A 22,777-nucleotide genomic window follows, 5' to 3' on the forward strand; every position below is an offset into this window, starting at 1 on the left:
AAAAGCAATCTGCTGCGGGACTGCTGGCTGGATAAACTGCGATGCTTATTCCAAAAAGATTCAGACTGAGAGATTAAAAGAGGCAAAATCTACCGGCGCGGAGATTTTGGTTACTGCCTGTCCCAAATGTCAGATTCATTTTAAGTGTGCTCAATCTTGTACAGAAAAAGAAAAGGAAAAAAAGAAAGAAGAAATAACAATAGATATTATAGATTTAACTACACTTCTGGCTTTAGCCATAGGAGAATGAATAGGACACAAGTTGTGTCACGACCTTGTCCTGACACAAAAATAGCGTCAGGAGTAGCTCCTGACGTAGCAAGGAGAAAAATGAAAGTTACTTTAAGAATATTTCTCTCACTTTTCCTCGGCCTATTCGTTCTAATACTCTCTAGTATGATTAGTTCCATTAACGTGTTAGTGTTATTACGTAAATCTTATTCCTGGCTCCCGCTTACTCACACAGTGATGTTGACTATTTCTTTCATCTTGATCTATTTGTTGAGTAAAGGAAAAATATCTATCTATGGTTTAAGAATGATAGAGATAAAACACTTGAAACAGTCAATCCTGGCCGGTTCTGTTGGAGGGATTATCGTCGGTGGCTTGAGTTTATTGCTCCCAGTAAGTGGATTTGATTTTATGAAAGAATTTTCTCTACTTCAAGTAGTGATTTTTGTGTGGGTTTGTGCCAGCATCAGTGAAGAGTTCTTAACCAGAGGTTTAGTGCAAGGGTTTCTTGCTCCCCTAACCAAGTATAGATTTATGATATTTAATTTTCATATTAGTCTTCCGATACTTGTGGGTGCGTTATTTTTTGGATTTATGCATATGGGCTTGTTGACAATGCATGTGGATAAATTCACAGTTTTTGCTGTGGTTTTCTTCGGGATCATACTCGGAATTATAGCAGGATATTACCGTGAGATTAGCGGGAGTATTATATCTGCAATAGTCGTTCATATGTTATTTAATGTTTGGGGAACGATATTAGGATCGTTAAGGAGGTAATTCGAGTTATGTCAGGATCTTGTCCTGACATAAAAATAGCGTCAGGAGTAGCTTCTGACATACAAGAGAACATAGTTGAGACTAAATTTATTGAATAACTGATTACTTCATATATTTATGCCTTGGCAATTCGCAAAATTCATTAGACGTCCTTTTCAGTCTCTATTCTATAGTATGGAATATTATTACAAAGAAGCCACCGAATTGTATAAAAAGATTCATGAACAGGATGCATCAAGACCACAGGATTTCGATCAAGATCTATTTATGAAAGAAAAATCTGCATCAAGAGCTTCGTTTATAATGGGTGTTGCTGGAATCGAAGCATTTACGAATAATGTTTTAAGGGATTTTTCTGTCAGGACGAAAGATGATTTGCCTAAAAATCTATTAAATAAGAAGCAGATAGAAAATCCCATCAATTACTGGCGTCTTGTAGATAAGGTTTATTTTCTACCGACTCTATGTAACCCTCAACTGGAGCCACCTCCTTTCTATTTTCAAGAGAATTCAAAAGAATTTAAGCTTTTCAAGGAACTAGTAGAAATAAGGAATTCTATTATGCATGGTAGACCTGAGCCTTTTTTAGTACTTGTTAAACTAAAGCCTGATAGATTTCATGAACTCACTGCCGACTTCCCTGATAATCTTTGGCCTATCTCAAGAGTACCAAAAGATTTTTCATCTTTTAACTATGAATGTGCAAAGACTGCTTACGAAAATATTATATGGGTTAGAGATTCCTTGGTCACTTTTTTGGAAAAAGTTGATGAAAAATATATGATGGAAGAAAAAATCGAGTTGATAAGCCCCGTCATTAACGATAACAATGTTAGTAAAGAGGAACTATTGAAAAATTCTGGGAAATATATAAACACGACAATAAAGTGAGATGGATAATCTGGAAATAACATTGGCTTTAGCCATAGGAGGTGAATAAATTGGCAGTGTCTGGAGAGGAATTGAGAATTGGGGTTTTCGTGTGCGAATGCGGGCTGAATATCGCCGGGTCTTTGGACTGCGAGGAGGTCAGAAAATATGCTGAGACCCTGCCGGATGTGAAGGTTTCGGTTCTGAACAAGTATACCTGCGCTGATCCGGGGCAGAATGAGATCAAAAGATACATCAAGGAAAATAATCTCAACCGGGTGGTGGTTGCTTCCTGCTCTCCCCGGATGCACGAGCCGACTTTCAGAGCTTGCGTGGCAGATGTTGGAGTAAACCCATACCTTTTAGAGATGGTGAATTTGAGGGAGCATTGTTCCTGGGTTCACCTGCACGACAGGAAAGGCGCCACAGAAAAAGCTAAAGATATGGTGAAAATCGGGGTGGCCAGAGCAAGATTTTTGGAGCCGCAAATCGAAAAAGAGGTTCCGGTTACCAACAAAGCCCTAGTGATTGGCGGAGGTGTGGCAGGGATTCAGACAGCTTTAGACTTGGCTGATACCGGGTATCAGGTCTACTTGGTCGAAAAAGAGCCTTCCATCGGAGGGATAATGGCGCAGATCGATAAGACCTATCCCACGATGGACTGTTCCATATGAATACTCGGACCCAAGATGATGGATGTCGGTCGACATCCGAAAATCAAGCTCTACACCTACAGCGAAGTCGAAAAGGTCTCCGGCTACATCGGCAATTTCAAAGTCAAGGTCAGGAAAAAAGCCCGGTACGTGGATGAGACCAAATGTAATTCCTGCGGCGAATGCGCCAAGGTCTGCCCGGTCGCGGTCCCGGATGAATACCAGATGGGATTCTCCTCACGCAAAGCGATTTATATTCAGCTTCCCCAGGCTGTACCCTCCTCTTATGTCATAAATATGAAAGACTGCCTGGGCAATAACCCGATCGCTTGCGGAAAATGTGCTGAGGTATGCGATAAAAAATGTATCGATTACGACATGCAGGATAAATTCATCGATCTGGAGGTTGGGGCAATAGTCGTTGCCACGGGCTTAGATATCTATGACCCGACGCAGCTGGATGAATATGGTTACACCCAATTTGAAAATGTGATCACCAGCCTGGAATTTGAAAGGCTGATCTGCGCCGGAGGACCAAGCCAGGGGCATTTCATCCGTCCTAAAGATCATCAGACTCCCAAGAGCATCGGGTTTATCCAGTGCGTTGGATCCCGCTCAGAAAAGAGGGGAAATCCTTACTGCAGTAACATCTGCTGTATGAATACTGTCAAAGACACAGTACTTTTAAAAGACCATTATCCGGAAATCGAGGCGAAAGTCTTCTATATGGATATTCGGGCATTTGGAAAAGGGTTCGAGGATCTCTTCAAAAGAAGCAAGGAATCAGGGGTAAAATATATCCGGGGGATTCCGGGCGACATAGAGCAAGACCCGAAGACCGGAAATCTTTTGCTGACAGTTGAGAACACCACCACAGGAAAAATCGAAAAACATGACCTTGAGATGCTGGTTCTCTCAATCGGCTATGTTTCCAGATGGAATAATGATCCGATCCAGCCGCTTTTGACCCTTTCCAGAACTCAGGATGGTTTTTACCTGGAGTCTCATCCCAAACTGAAGCCGATCGATGCACCAACCAAAGGAGTATTCTTCGCAGGAGTGGCAGAATCTCCCAAAGACATCAAAGATAGCGTTACCCAGGCATCAGCCGCTGCAGCCCGGGCTGGAATTATCCTGGCACAGGATAAGCTCCATGTCGAAGCTATTACCTCTATGGTGGATAAAGAGCTGTGCACTGCCTGCGAGATCTGCTACAGAGCCTGTCCCTTCAAGTCCATAACAGTTGACAAGGAGAAAAAGATACCGGCTGAGATAATCGAGGCAGCGTGCGCCGGATGCGGAACCTGCGGGGCAGAATGTCCCTTTGGGGCGGTCACCATGCGGCATTTCACAGACAGGCAGATCTTTTCACAAATAGATGCCATCTTGGATGAAAATCCGGAGGAGAAAGTTGTAACCTTTGCCTGTAACTGGTGTTCCTATGCAGGAGGAGATATGGCAGGGATCTCCAGGTTACAGTATCCCACGACTTCCCGCCTGATCAGAACTATGAGCTCTGGCAGGGTGGACGAGCAGTTCGTGTTATACTCTTTCCAGAAGGGTGCGCCTGTGGTTTTGGTTTCCGGGTGTCACTTTGCGGATTGTCACTATATAGATGCAAACAGATGGACCCAACGCAGGGTTGAAAGGCTCTGGGATAAATTAGAGAGAAAAGGGATACGTCCGGAAAGGCTGCAGTTGGAATGGATCAGCGCGGCTGAAGGTCAGAAGTTTGCCAAAGTGATGCGAGTGATGGAAGAGATGAGAAAGAAGGTGACTAAAGAGGAAATCGAGTTCACCAAAAAAGCTCTGTCAGACCTTAAGCCTAAAGGGACGAAGAAGGTGAAGGTAGCGGCCAAGGCGGCTTGAGGTTTCGTAGTGCGAGGCTTCAGCCTCGCTTGAGCAACTGTCCAGGATAAAGGAAGATGTAAGACGGAAGACGAAAAAGACGTGAGCGTTGCTCGTTTATCGTGAAAAATGTAGGGGCGAGGTTTCCTCGCCCATTTGATAAAACAGGTTTGGTCTGTAGTGGCAGGCCCCAGTGCCTGCCCTACGTTTCCGTCATTGCGAGGAGTCCCTCTGGACGACGAAGCAATCCCTCCACTTGTATTAGACGGATTGCTTCGTTCCGATGAATCGGAACTCTCAATGACTGCACCATACTTGCTCTCTGTTGGTGTCCTCACCAACAGAGTTAGCATAATGGTTGTTGGTCAGGAGACCAACAACCAGCGAACAAACGCCAAACTTCAAACTTTTAAACTGTATTCCTATGCCAGAAGAAGCCAAATTCAAATGTTTGCGTTGCGGGAACGAGTTCAAAATGTCCTTTGACCCAAAAGCTCCTTTGATTGAACGCGCCTGCCCCAAATGCCAGTCGAATTCGGTTAGAAGGATTAAAGAGGAAGAGAAGAAATAATTAGGGTAGGGGAAGGGCTCGTCCCTTCCCTTTGTTTAGTTGATTGGCTTGATAAATCAAGCCCCTACTCTCAGGGCTGTCGGGAGTTACCTCCCGATAGAGCTTTAGGCGTCAGGAGGGCACTCCTGACGTCACCATTAAAAGCTGCTAATCTCACTCTATCCCTCTCCTTTCCTACGGTGGCTACGCCAGACGTAGTCTCCGTTTAGGAAAAAAGGAGAGGGTTTTTTACTTGTCCGTTCAGGGGACCTGTCAAGCACTGAGGGTGTATTTTACTACACCGATAGGTGTAAGAAATTACACCTGTTTTATCTCTCTCGGGAGTTACTTCCTGACAGAGCCTCAGTGGCAGAAGGAAATTCCAAAAAACAATTAAGACAATAACCGCTTGGTTATCAATAGGATGGCTGATTTATTCCTCGAAGTTCACTCAGTCCCTATTGCGTATTTTTAATACGTAAAATGTATGTTATCAACTCGTATTGACAAATCTGCGGTTGGTTTTATTATGTGACTGCGTTTGATAATTTCTTATGTTAGTTTAAGTAAAGAGGTCTGGGCTAAGCAGGATAAGGGGTGTTGAATCGAAAAAGGGGGGAACTGGCGGGAAGAGTAGGCTTACTTCAGAACGCAGAAGCTGGCTGAAGAAAACAGGATGATTTGAAAATGCTGGTACAAACCGTGGGGGACGGGAAAAAGATACAGTAGTCCAGCTGCAGAAGTAAGCCTACTCAATAAAGAAAGTTTGAGGCAATGCAAATATTCCCGATGGGGGGCAAATTCTCAGCAGCGAAACTTTCTTAGATATTGGAAAGAACAAAGATTAAAAAAGATAATTACGTATTAAATAAAGTTGACTTAATAGGTCAAGATTATCCTGATAAGTCAAAGGAGGTGAATTAAATGCTAAAGAAATTTTTCCGGAGTTTGCTTGCTCTGACCTTTATCTCGGCAGTTTTACTTCTGGCTCAGGGATGCAGCAAATCGAGTAGCCCAACTTCTCCCTCACCACCGCCGCCTGCTAATTCAGTTTCAATAGTCGATTTTGCCTTTAATCCGACTTCCTTAACGGTGGATTCTGGCGTGACTGTGACCTGGAAGAATAATGGAGCGGTTCAGCACACAGTGACCAGCGATTCAGGACTTTTCGATTCAGGTCAATTAAGCTCTGGTGCCACTTACCAGCACGCCTTTAACAAGAAAGGCACTTTTGGCTATCATTGTATAAACCACCCAACTCAAATGATAGCCAGCGTTATAGTTAAGTGAACGGGCTAGAGGCGAAACTGTGGAGTAACATTTTAGAAGTGACTTTAAAATTGATAAAGAAATCAAGGTCAAAAAGGGAAGGGGGTGAAAGAAAATGGCAAACTACATGATCGAAACCTCGCATACCAAAGAGGAGTGCCTGAAGGCATTGGATGAGATGATGGAGTACAAGCCTGAGAATTTAGACAAGTTCCAATGGGGATGCTTAAGCGGAGTTCATACCGGCTGGGCAATGATGGATGCGGATGATGAGGCTGAAGCCCGGAATATGCTGCCACCGTCAATGCGGGAAAAGGCACGCATAACTAAAGTGGATATCTTCACTCCGGAGCAGATCAAGAGTTATCATGAGAAAAAGCACGCTTGATCTCCATTATGTCATCTCTTAAAGAGTAATCCTGGAAACAGGAGCAGACCTGTGAGTCTACTCCTGTTTTTTTGTGATGGTATAACCCTTAGAATATGTATTCTGCGGGGCTGGGAGCCCCGCCTTCGGTTTAAACAAGAGAAAAATTCGTAGGGCGGGCACCCCTGCCCGACGACCGGTTGGGATGGGGGTTGCACCCTATCCCTACCTTTTTGCGGGCAGGGCAATTGCCCTGCCCGAGCAGAGGAATCATAGGTGTATCTTTTTACACCGATAAGTGTAATATATTACACCGGGCTTGCCAAAGATAATTTGTTTTGTTTCAAACTAAATCGTCCGACACGATGGTCGGACGTTAGGAGTTGTAGCAGAAGGATCAATACCTTCCAGTGAGATCTGTAGGGGCACGTTGCAACGTGCCCCTACGGCTTTTGTCTCTCAACAGGCTGGCACTGGCCCGCCTTTGAAAAGATAATTTATCAAATAGATTACATCGCCAACGTTTACCTGCCCATCGCCGTTTACATCCGAGCCCTGAACCGGGACAGGAGCGGGTCCTCCCTTGAACAGGTAATTGACCAGATATATAGCGTCAGTTACATTAACATTTTGATCTACATTGGCATCGCCGCACAGGAAGCTCGGCTGATTTTTTAGATTCTTTATTATGGAAACGTTGCGGTTTCCTCTGTTTACCACGACTAGGTCAACATCTAAATCCTTATCTAAATCTGCACAGAGAATAGAGGCAGGAGAAACTCCGGTAGCATAGTTGACTCCAGGTTGAAAAGTCCCATTTCCATTGTTCTTTAATATTGAGAGATTATAATTCCAGTAATTCGCTACAGCTAAGTCCAGGTCTGAATCTCCATCTAAGTCATCACAGTGAACAGAATAGGGACCATTTCCTGAAGGATAGTCAGCCTTAGGCTGAAATGTGCCATCCCCATTGTTCTTCAAAATGGAAACGTTGTTGCCAATCTCATTGGCTGTGGCTATATCCAGATCTGAATCCCCGTCCAAATCTGCACAGAAAACAGAATGGGTACCCTCTCCGGCGGCATAGTCAACTTTAGGCTGAAAAGCTCCATCTCCGTTGTTCTTAAAAATGGAGACACTACTGCTCAAATAATTAGCCACAGCTATGTCCAGATCTAAATCGCCATCCAGGTCCGCACAGAAAACAGATTGAGGTCCGTCTCCTGCCGGATAGTTGACTGGAGGTTGAAAGGTTCCATTCCCGTTGTTCTTTAAAATGGAAATATTGTTGCTCGAATAATTGGCTACGGCTAAGTCAAAATCTAAATCTCCATCTAAATCTGCACAGAAAACAGACTGAGGTCCATCGCCTGCGGGATAGTCAACTTTGGCTTGAAAGGTACCGTCGCCGTTATTCTTCAAGATGGAGACATTGTCGCTTGCCTCATTGGTCACGGCTAAGTCTAAATCATGATCTCCATCTAAATCCGCACTGAAAACAGAAGTAGGATAACTTCCTGCAGGATAGCTTACCTGAGTCTGAAATGTTCCTAATCCTTTATTCTTCAATATAGAGACATTATCGCTCCAGTAGTTGGCCACAGCTAAGTCCGGATAGGAGTTTCCATCCAAATTTGCACAGAAAGCGGAAACCGGAGCATCTTCTGCATAATACTCTGTTTTATCGCCGAAGGAGGGGGTGTAGTTCACCAGTTGAGCATAATTCCCAATTTCGCAATTGAAGTATAAGATGTTAAAAAAACCGGCTTCTCCCCAATAGGGGCCCCAACTGTTCTTGACTATCCATCCACCCTGGCCGCCGCAGAAAGAATCATCCCAGCCTACGATGAGAACGATGTGCCCTGCTTCTAAGACACCAGAGGCGTGAACATAACAACCACCAGAATACGAGAAGAAATCCGTATATACTCCCATATAGACTGCCACTGGTCCAGTTGCCAGAGCATTCTTGATGGCATTTGTATTGTAAGGGATGTTTTGCCAGCTCTGAAGGTTGACTATGGGTTGCCAGAGATTTTGAGTGCAGGGAACCTGGTCATCTGCTTGATAGGGCATATTCCCTTCCGCAATTGCTCCGTAGTCTCTGAAAAGCGCATAGACGTCTCCGGGCCAGCCTCCGGCACAACTGCTGCCTCCGGTATTACAGGAAAGACCCTGTTGTTCAGAAAGGTCCAGCTCAGTTCCAGCATTATAGATTTTCACCATAGACTCCAGAGCCCCAGTCGCACCGAAATCCCAGCAACTGCCACAATCTCCCTGATCCTTGACTGAGGTAACCCCGTTATGTTCTCTCCAGTCCCATCTGGTCTGCTGGCCAAACCCGGTAAGCGGAGGTGGAGGAACCGTTTTTAATCGTTCAAATCTTTCCTTGACCTCAGGAGGAATAATCGCCCCGCAGAGTTTTCTCTGTTCTTCTGGAGTTAAAACGGAAACAGACGTCTTGTCGGCAGTCCAGTGAAGCCCTTTTTCAGCGATAGCTTTTTGGATCTGTTCTAAGGTTAGTTTGCCATTATCAGCTAAACAGACGCCTGAAAGATAAAAGCTGAGCAAAAACAAAATCGCAAAACCAATAAACTTTTTGGACATCTTTACCTCCTTTTTTTGGATAATAGGATGGTAGCAAATTCTATATTTTGTCTAAAAATCGTCCAGTAATACAATAGCTCAAAAATCGATAAAGTCAAGGTATATTATCAAAAAAGACTGGGTTTATCCTTTTCTTTGCCAGCAGGGACGTGGGTTTGAAATTTCAACCCTTTATAACCTGGTTCAAAGTAATGCAGAATTATTTTGTCTAATTTAATTGCAATAACGACGGAAATAAATGAGACTGGTACATTATTTCACAATTTCAGCAGGATGATGCAGAAGGTCTCTGCAAATGCCTTTAATAGCATCCCCCTACGGGGGATGGCACCCATATTATGTGGATCATAGGGGTTCAAAATTTTGAATCCCCTACTACTGCAAAAAGGCTTGACTACTTATCGCAATCAGCATAGATTATTTCCTTCAGGCAAGAAAGATGGACACTTAATAGACAGATATGAGCTCAGAGGTTCTTATAAAGGCGGAGGGGCTGACCAAAAAATTTGACGATTTTCTGGCAGTGGATAATATCAACTTCCAGGTTCTCAAAGGGGAATGTTTCGGTTTTCTGGGACCCAACGGAGCTGGTAAGACCACCACTATGAGAATGGTTCAATGTGTTCTGCCCCTGACCGGAGGAAGTCTACGGGTTTCGGAGATGGACGTCACCATAGAAGGAAGAGAGATAAAGAAGATGATCGGGGTGGCCCAGCAGGAAGATAATCTCGATCCGGACTTCACGGTTCTGCACAATCTGGTAGTCTATGCCCGCTATTTTGATATTCCCAAAAAAGAGGCAACACGAAGAGGTGAGGAGCTTCTCAGATTCGTTCAGCTGGATGAAAAGAAAGAGGTGATAATCGATGAGCTTTCCTCCGGGATGAAAAGAAGACTGATCTTAGCCCGGGCATTGATAAACGAGCCGAAGATACTGATCCTGGATGAGCCGACTACCGGACTCGATCCCCAAGCAAGACATCTGATCTGGGATAAGATCAGAAACTTAAAAAAAGAAGGAGTTACCATTGTCCTGACCACGCATTATATGGAGGAAGCTGCCCAGCTCTGCGACCGGACAGTGATTATGGACTTAGGCAAGATAATCGAGGAGGGAAAGCCCCTTGAGCTCATCAAAAAGCATGTGGGTGAAGAGGTCTTGGAAGTTGCCTATGATGAGGAGGTTTTAAAATTCCTCCAGACAACATTCCCTGATGCCAGGCTTGAAGTTTCGGGAGACCGGATTCAGGTCTTTACCAACCAGGCCAGAGGGGTCTTCAGCCAGATTCTGAGCAAATACAGCTTCAAAGCGGCAATGATAAGAGATGCAAATTTAGAGGATGTGTTCCTGAAACTAACTGGCAGGCGGCTGAAAGAATGAAGGATAATTCGAAGACGACATATTTTGAAATTCCTCAGATAAGTTATCGTGCCTGGAAAGTCTGGAGAAGAGACCTGGAGGTCTTTATGAAGACCTATAAGGTCAATTTCTTTCCGCCCCTGGTCGAGCCGATTTTCTACTTAGTTGGATTAGGCTTTGGATTGGGCGGTTTTGTCCAGCCGCAAGAGGGTTTGCGTTACGTCGCCTTTATAGCTCCAGCTCTGGTAGCGATCTCAATGATGTTCTCCTCGTTTTTCGAATGTACTTATGCATCCTTTGTCAGAATGTATTATCAGAAAACCTTTGGCGCGATAATTGCCACGCCGGTGAGCTTGGAAGAAGTCATAGCCGGAGAGCTTCTCTGGGGCGCTACCAAGAGCCTGATAAACTCAACCATAGTCTTAGGCGTAGTATTTGCCTTTGGACTGGTTTCCAGCCCATTGTTCTTACTCATTCCACCTTTGGCGTTCTTAGTAGGGCTTTTGTTCTCGGCAATGGCAATGTGTTTCACTGCCATTACTCCCAACATAGATTCGTTCAACTATCCGTCATTTCTATTCATTACCCCGATGTTCATTTTAAGCGGCACCTTTTTCTCCTCCCATAATCTACCAGGCACAGTTCAAACTATCTCTAAAATATTCTTGCCTTTATACCACGCAGTAGAACTTACCCGCGGGCTGGCTATTGGCAGAATAAGCCCGTCCCTCCTGTTCAATTTAGCCTGGATACTGGTGGCTACACCGTTTTTCTTGGTTCTTTCTATTAATTTGATGAAAAGAAGGCTAATAAGGTAAATAAGAATAAATGACGAATGTCGAATAAAGAATAAAAAGAGAAAAAACGTGAGCGTGCAAAATGTAGGGGCGAGGAAACCTCGCCCATCGGTCTCTCGGTCATGGTCATTGCGAGGAGTTCATCTGGCCGACGAAGCAATCCGTCTTCTGCAAGGTGTGCAGATTGCTTCGCCCAACTGGGCTCGCAATGACAGAAGCCGTAGGGGCAGACCCCCGTGTCTGCCCGAAGTTTTTCATATCTAGCATTAAAATCGTTTGACCACGAGACATTTAAGTTGCTGGTCCCTCTTATCAAGCTCCATATTTAACTCATCAGGAAAAGGTTTTTTCCCTAAGATTTTATCATTTTGATCCTTAACAGCAAAAGGAGACCCTACAACATCATATATCCAGGAACCGGCAAAAAGACCTAATCCGAGTGCTAGGACCACTTCTCCACCACCGCTACTTTCACCTCCAGTGTCACCCCGTAAGCTTCCTAGCGCACCGAGAAAAGTCAATCCGGCTCCGATGATTTCTGCACCGAATAGCCCAATAGCGGTTTTTGTCTTACCCACATAAAAATGCCCTGCTCCGTGCACGATAGATCCTGGCACCAGTGCGATCACCAAGGCCGTAGTTGGTGATTTTAATTTCGCCGGCTTAGACTCGTTAGTCTTTTCGTAACTCGTGTCAACTGCTATAGGTTCTTGGGCATACAAATAATTCAAGGAATTACTTCTTACAGCAAAATCCATAGAGTGCGCTATATTTGTAGGTGAATAATAGAGACTCAGATTATTCTCTGCCTGAACATTATTTGACAGCACAAAAAAAATAATCAAAATCGCTGAAATAAAAATTATTTTCCTCATTTTAGAACAGTAGCTCATTGCTCAAAAGGTTCCTTCCCTAAAATTTTATCATTTTGGTTCTTGACGACAGAAGGAGATACTGCAACATCATAAATCCAGGAGCCAGTAAAAAGACCTAAACCTAAAAACAAAACCACCGGCCCTGCAAGGCTGCCATCACCGCCTGTGTCACCCTGCACGCTCCATCCTGCAGCACCGAAAAAGGCCATCCCCGCTCCAATTATTTCTGCACCGAAAAGTACAAACGCTGTTTTTGTCTTACCCGCATAAAAATGCCCTGCTCCGTGCACCACGGAACCAGGCACCAGGGCGATTACCAGAGCCTTAGTTGGTGATTTTAGTTTCGCCGGCTTACGCTCGACAACTTTTTTGTTAATCGTATCACTTGCTATAGTTTCTTGGACATATGAATAATACAAGGAATTACTTCTCACTGCCAGATCCATAGAGTGAGTTATATTCGTGGGCGAATAAGAAATAACTGACTTGTTCCCTGCATGCACAGCGTTTGGCATAATAATGATGGTCAGTATTGTTAAACTTAAAATCAATTTTCTCATATTAGAACAGTAGTTCATTACTCAAAAGGTTCTTTCCCTAAAATGTTATCATTTCTGTTCTTGACGACAAATGGAGATTCTGATTCTTCACTTGGCAGCCCTTTTCTCTGAAATCTTCTCATTCTCTTTTGCGATTGTCAAGGGAGCAACTATAATATCATAAAGCCAGGAACCGAAGAAAAGAGTCGTGCCTATAAATGAGTCCTGCCTCTCTTGTTCAGGACTTCCAGTGTCGCTTAACCCCTGCCCAATTGCTCTAACGAAGAACACTAAGCTCACCATTTCGATCCCTAAAAGAGCTGCCCCCGTGACTGGTCTTCTCGCATAAAAATGGCCTGCTCCATGCACGATGGATCCTGGCAGTATAGCTATTACCATCGCTGTATTTGGATTCTTCAATCTGAGCGTGTCAGGTCGTACATATCCTTTACTAGCAGAATCAATCTGGCTTGATGTCAGCGTGTACAAATAACTCATAGAATTACTTCTCACTGCCACATCCATAGCCTGAGTTATATTCGTCGGAGAATAAGATACAGTCGGATTATTCCCTGCCTGAGTAATATTTGACAGGACAAAAAGAATAATCAAAACTGCTGAGACTAAAGTTAGTTTTCTCATGTTGAAACCAAAGGCAAACCCTTCAGTTAATGCCCGATTGTTACTTGGCTATTTATAGAATAATAAAGGAGTAGGAAAAATCAAGGTAAATCTTTGGTGGATCGCACCGGCAATTCTACTTTTTGCTTAAGGGAAAATGAAAATTTACGCCGAGGGAATATCTGGTCTTTTCCCTTTCTAACAGATGCTCAGTGGCAAGCCATCTTTCGACTTCAAATAAAGTTGAAATACTCTTGGTCAAATTTATCTCAGTGCCAAAGGTAAAAGCGGAGGTGAACCCGGATTCCGAGTCGCGCAAGGATAGGACATAGAAACTTGAAACCAGCCTGTACTGGCCATACAAAGTGAAGTATTTATTTATGTCCCTGCTTACTATCACGGAAAGACCGCTCGGGTAAAAAAGCCAGAATTCAGCAGTAAGAGCAAAATCAATATACCTGTTTTTGTATGCCTGAATCTTCAACTCCTCTAACTGAAACCACAAAGCGTGTTCCCCATCCTTATCGATTACGTCAGTTAAGAGTTTCAATCTCGCTTCTAAACCCATTCTATTCCTGGTAGCGGCTCTGCCTATGCTTGGAGCTAAGATCACGAAATAATGGTCCTCCCACTGATTAATCGAACGGCGGAAGTACTCGTACCTGTATACTCCAGTGGTAAATCCAAAACCATCCGTGGTCTTGGCGGTCTGCAAAGAGGAAAAACAGCTTAAGGAGGTTATAATTAAAATTGAAAAGAAAATATAGATTAGAGTTTTGATAAGATTCAGTTTCATTTTCTTAGAACTACGCCTTGTTGGTATGGAGACCAACAGAGAGCTTAACAATATGTCATGTGGGCGAGGAAACCTCGCCCCTACGATTTTTTTCCCCACAACAAAAAGGTTGGTCCGACCTTTTGATTTTTCAATTCCAATTTATCTTCAAAATTTCTTAAAAGCTCTTCGGCTTCTTTTCTCAATTTAAACGATTTGATCTTTTTAATCAAGTTCTTTTCTTCTTTTAAGCGGGCGGCATGAATTTTATCTCTCAATTTTTCAGGAAATGGAAAAGAGTCAAAATTTATCACCTTAGATTTAATCTTTTTTAATCCTGCTTTTCTTAAGAAATTTTTATATATCTCTGGGTTTTTCAATCCGAGGAAACTTATCCCCTTGTCCCGGTAACTTAATTGGATTAACCGGTGATAGACATAGGCAGATGAATTTTCCCCTATATCATAATAAAAGGTCATGGCAATTAAAGGAGCTCCGGGTTTTAATACCCTGACCATCTCCTTGAATGGTTTTAAGAAATCCTTACTCTTTGAACGAAGTCCATGCAGGGTATAATGAGAGATAAGGGCATCAAAATGGTTATCCGGAAAGGGGATTTTCCAAAGGTCTGCTATTTGAGGATAAAAATTCCTTCTTTTGATTTTAGAACCGATATTCTTTATCATCTGAGGGGTAGAGTCGATGGTATAAAGTATCTGATCTGATTTGAGAAGATCCTTCACAAGGGTCTGGGTGAATCTTCCCTGTCCGGTTCCATATTCTAAGATTAATCTCCCTTTTAAGAGATTTAACTTTTTGACTTCTGAGATTTCTTTACTTAATCTACGCTGGATGATTTTATGATATTGTTGAGCTTCTTTTTGGGTCAAAGAAAATTGTTGTTTTAAATTTTGGATTTCCTTAAGAGTAGAATTCATCGAATTTTGTGGTTGTGGTAGAGACGCATTGAATACGTCTCTACGGTTTTGTAGGGGCACGGCGCGCCGTGCCCCTACTACTGACTCCAATCGGACAGAACACTGTTCTGTCCCTACATTTCTCTTTCGCTCAGCGGCAAAGAGCGTTCATCCCTGCTTCTACAAGTGTTTTGCCAGGAATTTCTCCATAGCCTCGTAAAAGTCGAACCTGTTCTCCTCGTTGGCAAAGCCGTGACCTTCGTTATCTTTCACCATGTACTCGACTTCGATCCCCCTTTTTTTCAGGGCGTCTACTATTTGATTTGATTCATTTATGTTGACGCGGGGATCTCTGGCGCCCTGGGCAACCAGAAGAGGTACTTTGATTCGTTCCACATGAAAGACGGGTGAAACAGATACAAACAGCAGGCTATCTTTTGAGGGATCGCCAACCATCTCATGGAACATATCGAGGAAAGGTTTCCAGTAAGGCGGAATCGATTTCATAAAGGTGAACATATTGGAAACTCCCACGTAATCCACTCCGCAGGTATATAAATCCGGCGTAAAGGTGACTCCGGCAAGGGTGGCATACCCTCCATAACTGGCGCCGTAAATGGCTATGCGCTTTGGGTCTGCAATCCCCTGCTCGATAATCCACTTGACACCATCCGTTATGTCATCCTGCATCTTTTGACCCCACTGCTTGAAGGAGGCTTCCCAGAATTTCTTCCCGTATCCGGTTGAGCCCCGGAAGTTCATCTGCAGTACCGCATATCCTCTGTTAGCCAGAAACTGGATTTCCGGGTTAAAGCCCCAGACATCCCTGTACCAGGGACCACCATGGGGATTTATAACTACTGGAAGGTTTTTCGGGGCTTTCCCTTTCGGGAGTGTCAGGTAACCATTAATCGTCAGGCCATCTCTGGACTGGTAAGTGATCGGCTTCATCTCAGCCAAATCATTTTCGTTGAGCCAGGGATTTCTATCTGCCAGCTTGGTCAATTTGCCAGATTTTTTCTCGTAAAGATAATATGAACCCAGGGTACGATCGCTCATTGTCCTGACGATGAAGACGTTTTCATTTTTATTGTTAAAAGTGACAAACACCTCGTAACCAGGGAGTTGTTTTTCCAATTTCTTATAAAGATCCTCGGTCTCTTTATCCAGGAATTTTCTTTGAGTTTTCCAGGTGACATAAGTAATCACGGTCGGCACCTTTCGCAGCCTGGAATAGGCCATCCCAGCCACGTCCACCTCAGGGTTCTCATAGATCAGCTCCAGCTCTTTTGCAGTTGCCAGGTCGAACTTTACTATGGCGACTTTATCCCTCCCCAGATTTGAAGCCGCATACAAATTCTTGTTGTCAAAGGTGAAAAATTGTGGGGAGAAGCTTTCTTTAAAGTTAGTGGTGAGGATCACCTTAAATGTATCTTTTTCGTTTTCCCGATAGAGAAGACTGGTATTGACGCCGTCAGTGGTCGTGGCAACTCTAATCCCGCCAGTATGATCTGTGACCCAGCCAGTGATGTTGCCTGGATTTTCAGCAATCAGCGTGAGATTCCCGGTGACAGTATTCAACCTGTAAGCGTCGAAGATCTCCCGTTTGCGTTTGTTCATGCCAATGATGACATCGGTGGGGTCATCCTTCAGGTCGTCGATCAGCATAACCCTGGTGCTGTCGAAGGGGGTCAGGTCTTTGACATTTCCGCCTTCCCGGTCTACGGCGAAGAGATGGAAGTTCTCGTCTCCTCCAAAATCCTTCGAGTAGATAAGCCGGTCATTTCCTTTCCAGAAATATTCTGCGATGTCCCGATCAGTTACTTCAGTGACCCTTTTTGCTTGGTTGGAGCCACGGGCCTGAACAAAGATGTTCATACGGTTTTCATAGGGCTGAGTAAAAGAGATATAATTTCCATCCGGTGATATCTGGAAGTAAGCTTTCTCCGGGTTCTTGAAAAAATCCCGAAGGGGGATTTGTTTGACCTGCTGGGCAAAACCAATTGAAGCCGCTAAGAATAGCAAAGTCAGGCAACTAAGGACGTAAATCCGTATTATCTTTCTCATGATTATTCCCTCCAAATTGCTTATATGGTTTATGATACGTGGACAAAGGTAGATCTCGCATCTACCGATGAAATCCAACTCGTTCCAGCTTCTATACATTCACGGACTAAAATTTTACTCCAACTTGCCACCTCCTTTGCTAATAACGTTCAAACCATCTCAGGTTCTTCCCAATTTCATCCGCACCTTAATATTTATAGACGTTGAAATTCTGATTTTGTTTCTTTTTTCTTTCGGCTCTGTTGGTCTGGAGACCTACAGAGAGCAAATTTCTTTTTTTCGTAGGGGAGGGGTTTGTTGAGCTTGCGAAATCCCGCCGTGAGGGGTCCCCTCCCGAATTTCGGGAGCCCACACGGTTCAACAATTCGACAAGCTCATTGTGCTGAGCTTTGCCGAAGCACAAACTCACCGTCCTGAGTGAAATCGAAGGAAGGGGCTCCCCTACAACTACAACTGCACTTTTTATTTCTTCTTCTCCGGGTCCGGGATTTCCTCTTCGATTCCGGCTAATCTTTTGGCGATCTGGACTTTTTTCTCCAAATCTGCATTTGCCCGGATGACTAACTTTGCTCCATCCGGTGAGCCGCCGCCGTGCATACATCCGGGAACTCCAGCACCAATGGTTGCCCATTCGACTAACCTGGCTGCTTTTACCCTGGATTCAGCTGAGGAGCAGGCTTTAAGATACTTCTGGACTAAATGACCATATTTCGGGTCGAAGAAATCCTTGGACGAGGGCATGCAGCCGGTTTCTCCTATCCCTCCGGCAATATCCTGAGCTAAGACCGAGGTCTCGTAAGGCAAGGTGGCAACGTGAACCTTATTTACGTTGGAAAGAAGAGAATCTGGCTGCCAGACCCCGGAAGGATGGTTTTTTCCTAAAACCGCAGCCGCGATTCCGACTCCGTAAGTGGTCTCATTATTGATGTACATCTTAGTCAGTTTCTCATTGAAAACTTTAGAGGATAAACCATTTGCCCTAGCAACTAAGATGGCTGCTCCGATTTTCACGTCACCCTGACCGGCAACGCATCCGCCAATGGCTGCCCGGTAAGGCAGGATGAAATTCATCACCGCACTCAGAGCGTATTTGTATTCTCCACACATAAAGACTCTTTCTTTTGGGACAAAAACATCTTCAAAGAAAAGATAGGCCTGGGTTATTCCTCCTTTTTTGACCGGGATGTCAAACCCTTCTTCTTCCTCTCTGGTATCGCTGGGCCTTCTGGTTTCCACAATGGTCAATCCCTCAATATCCCTGGGAATGACGAAGGAGACCGCATAATCTTTATCCTGCTCCTTGTAAGCTGAGCCAGGAAGAACGAATATCTCATTGGAGGCAGCGACCCCGCAGATCATCACCTTGGCTCCCCGGACAACGATTCCGTCTTCTCTAACTTCCACTATATGTAAACTCATATCCGGGTCTTTTTGCTCTGTAGGGGATTTGGTGCGGTCGCCTTTAGGGTCGGTCAAAGCTCCGGATATGGTGATGTCGTTTTTCTGAGCGGCGATAAGCCAGTTTTTTAATCTTTGATGGTAATCGGTGCCGTATTCTTTATCCAGATCAAAGGTGGTCGCCCACATCGCATTGATCGAATTCCAGCCAACGCATCTTCCTCCGGTGCAGGTGCCGGTCAATTGAAAAAGAAGTCTTTTCATCTTAGAGTTGGCGATCAGGTCCTCAGAGGATTGAATCAACGATAAATACCTGGAGATTTTTTCACCGGTCAGATGTGAAGTTGTGGTCAAAAGCTCAGTATATTCCGGGTTATTCTGGGCAGAGAAAATCTGGGCATGTCCTTCAATCGTATTTTTCGTAGCTTTATGGGTAGTCACATCCTTAATCAGCTCCCCGAACTTATAGATATTGGGGCGCATTTTTATTAGACTTTCCTTGTATTGTTCTGGAGTTTTTAAAGCCATTTTTTTCTCCTGTCTTCAAAGTTTATTTTCTCAAAACAACCCAGGTTGAAGGCAACCCTACGGGCAAGCTCTGGGTCTGCAAATTGTATGACATTCAGTTCAGCAGAGGTCTAAAATCTCTGCTACGCGAACTCTTCCAGAGAAAGCTATCACAATTAGATTTTTTGTCAAGGGATTTCAATAGTCGTTAAAGGAGTGCATCAGCTTGTCGAATTTGACCTTGAGGCTGATGCTTAAAAATGCGGGGAAAAGCCCTACGGGCACTCCGGATAGTAGGGCAGGTTTCCTCGCCCTAAACCTCTTTTGGAATGGGCGGGGTAACCCCGACCCTACAAAACTTCCCGTTCCGTCAGGTCCAGGACCTGACGGAACATTCAAAAGCTCTGTTGGTCTGGAGACCAACAGAACAAGGCAAGTGTGTCAGACAAGAATGTCTGACCTACCAATCATCATTCTGAGGAGGTTACTTGACCGACGAAGCCCAGATGGGCTTCGTTCTTTAAAATCGCTCGCAATGATGGCTCGGCATATTCAAAAACAAAATTTTGTATTGACAACTTTTACCTATCTTGTTATTTTCTTCACAATCTTGGCTGGTCTGAAATAAGACCAGCCAAAAACAAATTGGGTGAGAGAAAGTTTCTTTTTTAGTTATGCTTGAATCTTATCTCGCGTTAGCGCTTGTAATAGTCATAGTCACAGGATTTGGCGTAGCCATTATCCTCGTATCGAAGTTTATTGGCCGAAGACCACCTTTGCGGGAGAAGCTTCTACCTTACGAATGCGGCAACATACCGCAGGAGGATGCCAGGGGAAGGTTTCCGATTAAATTCTATCTAGTAGGGATACTTTTCATAATCTTCGATATAGAAATAGCTTTCCTGTTTCCCTGGGCTGTCATATTCAGGGAGCTGAGGATTTTCGGGTTAATCGAGATGGGAATTTTTCTGGCAATCCTTTTAATAGGGTATCTATATATTGTCAAGAAGGGGGGACTGAAATGGGAGTAAACGATAGGATCTATAACCCGGGAATTAAAGTCTTCTCCTCAGATAGAGAAGAAGGGATAATCATAAATCCTATTAAGGAAGAGCAGATCCATCACGGGATAATCTTGACCACGCTGGATAAGGTAGTGGGCTGGTCCAGAAAATCCTCAATGTGGCCCTTAGGATTTGGCCTGGCCTGTTGTGCAATCGAGATGATGTGCACTGCTGCTTCCCGGTACGATCTGGCTCGATTCGGGATGGAGATTTTCAGATCCTCTCCCCGACAGGCTGATTTGATGATCGTGTCAGGCAGGGTCTGTCAGAAGATGGGTCCGGTTTTAAAACAGCTTTATAACCAGATGCCGGATCCCAAGTGGGTTATCGCTATGGGAGCTTGTGCGTCCACCGGGGGAGTATTCAACAACTATGCGGTTATCAAAGGGGTGGATAAAATCGTGCCGGTGGATATGTATGTGCCTGGATGCCCTCCGCGTCCGGAACAACTCATCGACGGACTGATGAAGTTGCATGAGAAGGTCAGAAAAGAAGGGTTGCATTACAGAAGAACGTAGTTGCCCAATTTATTGGGCAATTTTTGCTCGATGGATTGTGCAACTACAAATCAGAAAGGCTATGCTCGATGAATCGAGCAACTACAGAAGAAAGGTAAAATGGAGAGCCTCACTTTAAGAAAACTGAAGGAGAATTTCCCCAGCTCGATTTTAGAGGTGGTCGAATATAAGGGTCAGCTTTCCCTGACCATAAAAAAAGAGGACCTGCTTTTGATCTGCAGGTATTTGAAAGATGACCCGGAATTACAATACAACTTTCTTTCTGACCTCTGCGGTGTAGACTATCCCAAAAGGGATAAAAGATTCGATATCGTATACAATCTTTACTCTCTTCCCTATAGATGGAGGGTAAGGCTCAAAATCAGAGTGGCAGAAGGGGAATCTGTTCCTTCGCTTACTCCTATCTGGCACACTGCCAACTGGCATGAAAGGGAGGTATACGATATGTTCGGGGTGAAGTTCGATAACCACCCAGACCTGCAGAGGATTTTGATGCCGGACGACTGGGTCGGGCATCCCCTAAGAAAAGATTATCCGCTGATGTTTGAAGAGGTGGCATTTACCCATAATAAGGATAAGCCGCCGAGGATAATAAAATAAAAAGGAAGACGGAAGACGAGAAAAAGAGAGAGGATAAATTGGCATTGTCATTCTGAGCCCTACGGGCGAAGAATCTCTCTGGAGGCTGAATTCAGTAGATTCTTCGGTCGTCCATTTGGACTCCCTCAGAATGACAGAAGAGAAAAGTAGCGTCGGGCTTTATGCCCGACGAAAAATAACAATCAAAGTTCAAATGTGAGAAGAGAGGGAGTGTATTCCGCCGGAGGCGGGCTGAGTGAGCAAAAGCCTCAAGGTCAAATTCGACAAGCTTTTGCACTCCGATTCAAACCGCGAATAGCCAATAGCGAAAACCGAACAGCGGAATTATGCAGATAAAAAGGGAAAAACCAGATACCATGATTCTGAATATGGGTCCCCAGCATCCAGCTACCCATGGAGTGTTAAGGCTTGTTTTAGAGCTGGATGGCGAGACTGTGGTGAAGGCTACGCCGGATATCGGTTATCTTCATACCGGAATAGAAAAAACTGCCGAATTCCGAACCTATTCCCAGAATATCACCCTCTGGGACCGGACCGACTACGTGGCTAACCTTTCGAATAATTTAGGTTACGTGTTAGCTGTGGAGAAGCTTTTGGATATTGAGGCACCTCCCAAGGCTCAATTTATAAGAGTTCTTTTGACTGAACTACAGAGGATTTCCTCTCATCTGGTCTGGGTCGGTTCTCATGCTGCAGACATCGGCGCAATATCGATGCTCCTTTACGCCTTCAGGGAGCGCGAGATGCTCCAGGACATATTCGAAACCATATCCGGACAGAGGATGATGACCTCTTTCATTCGGATCGGAGGTCTGGCAAAAGATTTACCAGCTTCAGGTGATTTCGAAAAAAGGGTCAGGGAGTTCATAAAAGTCTTCCCCTCCAAGATTCAGGATTATGAGAACCTTTTGACCAAAAATAAACTCTGGCTGCAAAGGACAGTTGGGATAGGAACTATAACTTCGGAAGAAGCCATCAACTGTGGGCTTTCGGGTCCAATTATCCGGGCTTGCGGAGTGAAATGGGACTTGAGAAAATCCAATCCCTATTCCGGATACGAAAAGTTTGAATTCGATATCCCTACCGGGAAAAACGGGGACGTGTATGACCGGTATTTGGTCAGGGTTGAAGAGATGAGACAATCGTTAAGAATAGTCAAACAAGCTTTGGAAGGGATACCTGAAGGAGATTATACAGCCAGAATACCGGGGGTGGTTTATCCTCCAAAAGAGATAGTAAAGAAGGAGATGGAGGCATTGATCTATCATTTTAAGATTGCCCAGGAAGGGTTTACAGTTCCGCCTGGGGAAATCTACCATTCCATCGAATCGCCTAAAGGGGAGTTAGGATATTTTATTGTATCAGACGGCTCAAAAAAACCTTACCGGGTAAGGGTCAGGCCGCCTTCGTTTGTGAATTTAAGCGCTTTCAACAAATTAGTCGCAGGCAGACTGATAGCGGATGTGGTTGCGATTATAGGAAGCATAGATATTGTTTTAGGAGAGATTGACAGGTGAAGAAAGCTTGGAGCAGGTAGCAAGTAGCAAAAAAGAAAAATCTGGAA

General features: G+C 44.3%; 20 protein-coding genes and 1 pseudogene. 13 read left to right on the forward strand and 8 right to left on the reverse strand.

Annotation, left to right across the window (positions count from 1 at the left end; translation table 11 throughout):
- From MUP17_01040 to MUP17_01070, 7 genes are all read left to right on the forward strand, one after another.
- The coding region (locus MUP17_01040; GenBank protein MCJ7457560.1) for a heterodisulfide reductase-related iron-sulfur binding cluster at nucleotides 1-250 on the forward strand (250 nt) is incomplete at its 5' end.
- 287 nt (nucleotides 251-537) lie between these two features.
- Nucleotides 538-1,011: a CPBP family intramembrane metalloprotease gene (locus MUP17_01045; GenBank protein MCJ7457561.1), complete on the forward strand. Its 474-nt coding sequence runs from the start codon at nucleotides 538-540 to the stop codon at nucleotides 1,009-1,011.
- A 204-nt stretch (nucleotides 1,012-1,215) separates the two neighbouring features.
- Entirely contained in the window at nucleotides 1,216-1,902 is a 687-nt protein-coding gene (locus tag MUP17_01050) for a hypothetical protein (GenBank protein ID MCJ7457562.1), read from the forward strand.
- A gap of 56 nt (nucleotides 1,903-1,958) precedes the next feature.
- Complete coding sequence (locus MUP17_01055; GenBank protein ID MCJ7457563.1) at nucleotides 1,959-2,555, forward strand: FAD-dependent oxidoreductase; 597 nt, start codon at nucleotides 1,959-1,961, stop codon at nucleotides 2,553-2,555.
- Nucleotides 2,556-2,570: 15 nt separating this feature from the next.
- Nucleotides 2,571-4,403, forward strand: a complete 1,833-nt coding sequence (locus MUP17_01060) for a hydrogenase iron-sulfur subunit (protein ID MCJ7457564.1) — start codon at nucleotides 2,571-2,573, stop codon at nucleotides 4,401-4,403.
- A 1,453-nt stretch (nucleotides 4,404-5,856) separates the two neighbouring features.
- Nucleotides 5,857-6,222 carry a plastocyanin/azurin family copper-binding protein gene (locus MUP17_01065; protein ID MCJ7457565.1) on the forward strand — a complete coding sequence of 122 codons (366 nt, stop codon included), beginning with the start codon at nucleotides 5,857-5,859 and terminating at the stop codon, nucleotides 6,220-6,222.
- A gap of 94 nt (nucleotides 6,223-6,316) precedes the next feature.
- The gene (locus MUP17_01070; protein ID MCJ7457566.1) at nucleotides 6,317-6,589 is read left to right on the forward strand and encodes a hypothetical protein; all 273 of its coding nucleotides are present in this window, start codon (nucleotides 6,317-6,319) and stop codon (nucleotides 6,587-6,589) included.
- A 438-nt stretch (nucleotides 6,590-7,027) separates the two neighbouring features.
- Here the strand turns inward: MUP17_01070 and MUP17_01075 are convergent, their stop codons facing one another.
- Nucleotides 7,028-9,175, reverse strand: coding sequence for an FG-GAP-like repeat-containing protein (locus MUP17_01075; protein MCJ7457567.1), 2,148 nt, complete (start codon nucleotides 9,173-9,175; stop codon nucleotides 7,028-7,030).
- A 460-nt stretch (nucleotides 9,176-9,635) separates the two neighbouring features.
- Between MUP17_01075 and MUP17_01080 the strand changes: the two genes are divergently transcribed.
- Together MUP17_01080 and MUP17_01085 are read left to right on the forward strand one after the other, a co-directional pair.
- Entirely contained in the window at nucleotides 9,636-10,556 is a 921-nt protein-coding gene (locus MUP17_01080) for an ATP-binding cassette domain-containing protein (protein ID MCJ7457568.1), read from the forward strand.
- Nucleotides 10,553-11,353, forward strand: a complete 801-nt coding sequence (locus MUP17_01085) for an ABC transporter permease (protein ID MCJ7457569.1) — start codon at nucleotides 10,553-10,555, stop codon at nucleotides 11,351-11,353. The genes MUP17_01080 and MUP17_01085 overlap by 4 nt, the downstream gene beginning before the upstream one ends.
- Nucleotides 11,354-11,598: 245 nt before the next feature.
- Here MUP17_01085 and MUP17_01090 read toward each other — a convergent pair whose 3' ends face one another.
- The 7 genes from MUP17_01090 to MUP17_01120 form a co-directional block, all read right to left on the reverse strand.
- A complete protein-coding gene (locus MUP17_01090; protein ID MCJ7457570.1) occupies nucleotides 11,599-12,207 on the reverse strand; it encodes a hypothetical protein in 609 nt (202 codons plus the stop codon).
- 14 nt (nucleotides 12,208-12,221) lie between these two features.
- The gene (locus MUP17_01095) at nucleotides 12,222-12,767 is read right to left on the reverse strand and encodes a hypothetical protein (protein ID MCJ7457571.1); all 546 of its coding nucleotides are present in this window, start codon (nucleotides 12,765-12,767) and stop codon (nucleotides 12,222-12,224) included.
- 87 nt (nucleotides 12,768-12,854) lie between these two features.
- Nucleotides 12,855-13,388 (reverse strand): hypothetical protein, encoded by a 534-nt coding sequence (locus MUP17_01100; protein MCJ7457572.1) that lies wholly within the window; start codon nucleotides 13,386-13,388, stop codon nucleotides 12,855-12,857.
- Nucleotides 13,389-13,503: 115 nt separating this feature from the next.
- Nucleotides 13,504-14,163 carry a hypothetical protein gene (locus tag MUP17_01105; protein MCJ7457573.1) on the reverse strand — a complete coding sequence of 220 codons (660 nt, stop codon included), beginning with the start codon at nucleotides 14,161-14,163 and terminating at the stop codon, nucleotides 13,504-13,506.
- Between the two features lie 80 nt (nucleotides 14,164-14,243).
- Complete coding sequence (locus tag MUP17_01110) at nucleotides 14,244-15,032, reverse strand: class I SAM-dependent methyltransferase (GenBank protein ID MCJ7457574.1); 789 nt, start codon at nucleotides 15,030-15,032, stop codon at nucleotides 14,244-14,246.
- Between the two features lie 207 nt (nucleotides 15,033-15,239).
- Nucleotides 15,240-17,126, reverse strand: a complete 1,887-nt coding sequence (locus MUP17_01115; protein MCJ7457575.1) for a S9 family peptidase — start codon at nucleotides 17,124-17,126, stop codon at nucleotides 15,240-15,242.
- 462 nt (nucleotides 17,127-17,588) lie between these two features.
- Nucleotides 17,589-19,052, reverse strand: a complete 1,464-nt coding sequence (locus MUP17_01120; protein MCJ7457576.1) for a 4-hydroxyphenylacetate 3-hydroxylase — start codon at nucleotides 19,050-19,052, stop codon at nucleotides 17,589-17,591.
- Nucleotides 19,053-19,705: 653 nt separating this feature from the next.
- On the opposite strand from MUP17_01120, the gene ndhC reads away from it, so the two are divergent.
- From ndhC to nuoD, 4 genes and pseudogenes are all read left to right on the forward strand, one after another.
- Nucleotides 19,706-20,062 (forward strand): NADH-quinone oxidoreductase subunit A, encoded by a 357-nt coding sequence (gene ndhC / locus MUP17_01125; protein MCJ7457577.1) that lies wholly within the window; start codon nucleotides 19,706-19,708, stop codon nucleotides 20,060-20,062.
- A 71-nt stretch (nucleotides 20,063-20,133) separates the two neighbouring features.
- Nucleotides 20,134-20,580, forward strand: a pseudogene (locus tag MUP17_01130) (NADH-quinone oxidoreductase subunit B).
- Between the two features lie 132 nt (nucleotides 20,581-20,712).
- On the forward strand, nucleotides 20,713-21,213 hold the full coding sequence (locus MUP17_01135) for an NADH-quinone oxidoreductase subunit C (protein MCJ7457578.1): 501 nt from the start codon (nucleotides 20,713-20,715) through the stop codon (nucleotides 21,211-21,213).
- 326 nt (nucleotides 21,214-21,539) lie between these two features.
- The gene (gene nuoD / locus MUP17_01140; GenBank protein ID MCJ7457579.1) at nucleotides 21,540-22,730 is read left to right on the forward strand and encodes an NADH dehydrogenase (quinone) subunit D; all 1,191 of its coding nucleotides are present in this window, start codon (nucleotides 21,540-21,542) and stop codon (nucleotides 22,728-22,730) included.
- The last annotated feature ends 47 nt before the right edge of the window (nucleotides 22,731-22,777 follow it).

The sequence above is a fragment of the Candidatus Zixiibacteriota bacterium genome, assembly GCA_022865345.1.
In the GTDB taxonomy this organism is placed as follows: Bacteria; Zixibacteria; MSB-5A5; order MSB-5A5; family RBG-16-43-9; genus RBG-16-43-9.

Excerpts from the sequence above, each read along its gene's own strand:
- MUP17_01045 (MCJ7457561.1), top strand. The coding sequence starts at position 538 with ATGATAGAGATAAAACACTTGAAACAGTCAATCCTGGCCGGTTCTGTT.
- MUP17_01060 (MCJ7457564.1), top strand. The coding sequence starts at position 2,571 with ATGATGGATGTCGGTCGACATCCGAAAATCAAGCTCTACACCTACAGC.
- MUP17_01065 (MCJ7457565.1), top strand. The coding sequence starts at position 5,857 with ATGCTAAAGAAATTTTTCCGGAGTTTGCTTGCTCTGACCTTTATCTCG.
- MUP17_01070 (MCJ7457566.1), top strand. The coding sequence starts at position 6,317 with ATGGCAAACTACATGATCGAAACCTCGCATACCAAAGAGGAGTGCCTG.
- MUP17_01075 (MCJ7457567.1), bottom strand. The coding sequence starts at position 9,175 with ATGTCCAAAAAGTTTATTGGTTTTGCGATTTTGTTTTTGCTCAGCTTT.
- MUP17_01080 (MCJ7457568.1), top strand. The coding sequence starts at position 9,636 with ATGAGCTCAGAGGTTCTTATAAAGGCGGAGGGGCTGACCAAAAAATTT.
- MUP17_01085 (MCJ7457569.1), top strand. The coding sequence starts at position 10,553 with ATGAAGGATAATTCGAAGACGACATATTTTGAAATTCCTCAGATAAGT.
- MUP17_01090 (MCJ7457570.1), bottom strand. The coding sequence starts at position 12,207 with ATGAGGAAAATAATTTTTATTTCAGCGATTTTGATTATTTTTTTTGTG.
- MUP17_01095 (MCJ7457571.1), bottom strand. The coding sequence starts at position 12,767 with ATGAGAAAATTGATTTTAAGTTTAACAATACTGACCATCATTATTATG.
- MUP17_01100 (MCJ7457572.1), bottom strand. The coding sequence starts at position 13,388 with ATGAGAAAACTAACTTTAGTCTCAGCAGTTTTGATTATTCTTTTTGTC.
- MUP17_01105 (MCJ7457573.1), bottom strand. The coding sequence starts at position 14,163 with ATGAAACTGAATCTTATCAAAACTCTAATCTATATTTTCTTTTCAATT.
- MUP17_01115 (MCJ7457575.1), bottom strand. The coding sequence starts at position 17,126 with ATGAGAAAGATAATACGGATTTACGTCCTTAGTTGCCTGACTTTGCTA.
- MUP17_01120 (MCJ7457576.1), bottom strand. The coding sequence starts at position 19,052 with ATGGCTTTAAAAACTCCAGAACAATACAAGGAAAGTCTAATAAAAATG.
- ndhC (MCJ7457577.1), top strand. The coding sequence starts at position 19,706 with ATGCTTGAATCTTATCTCGCGTTAGCGCTTGTAATAGTCATAGTCACA.
- MUP17_01135 (MCJ7457578.1), top strand. The coding sequence starts at position 20,713 with ATGGAGAGCCTCACTTTAAGAAAACTGAAGGAGAATTTCCCCAGCTCG.
- nuoD (MCJ7457579.1), top strand. The coding sequence starts at position 21,540 with ATGCAGATAAAAAGGGAAAAACCAGATACCATGATTCTGAATATGGGT.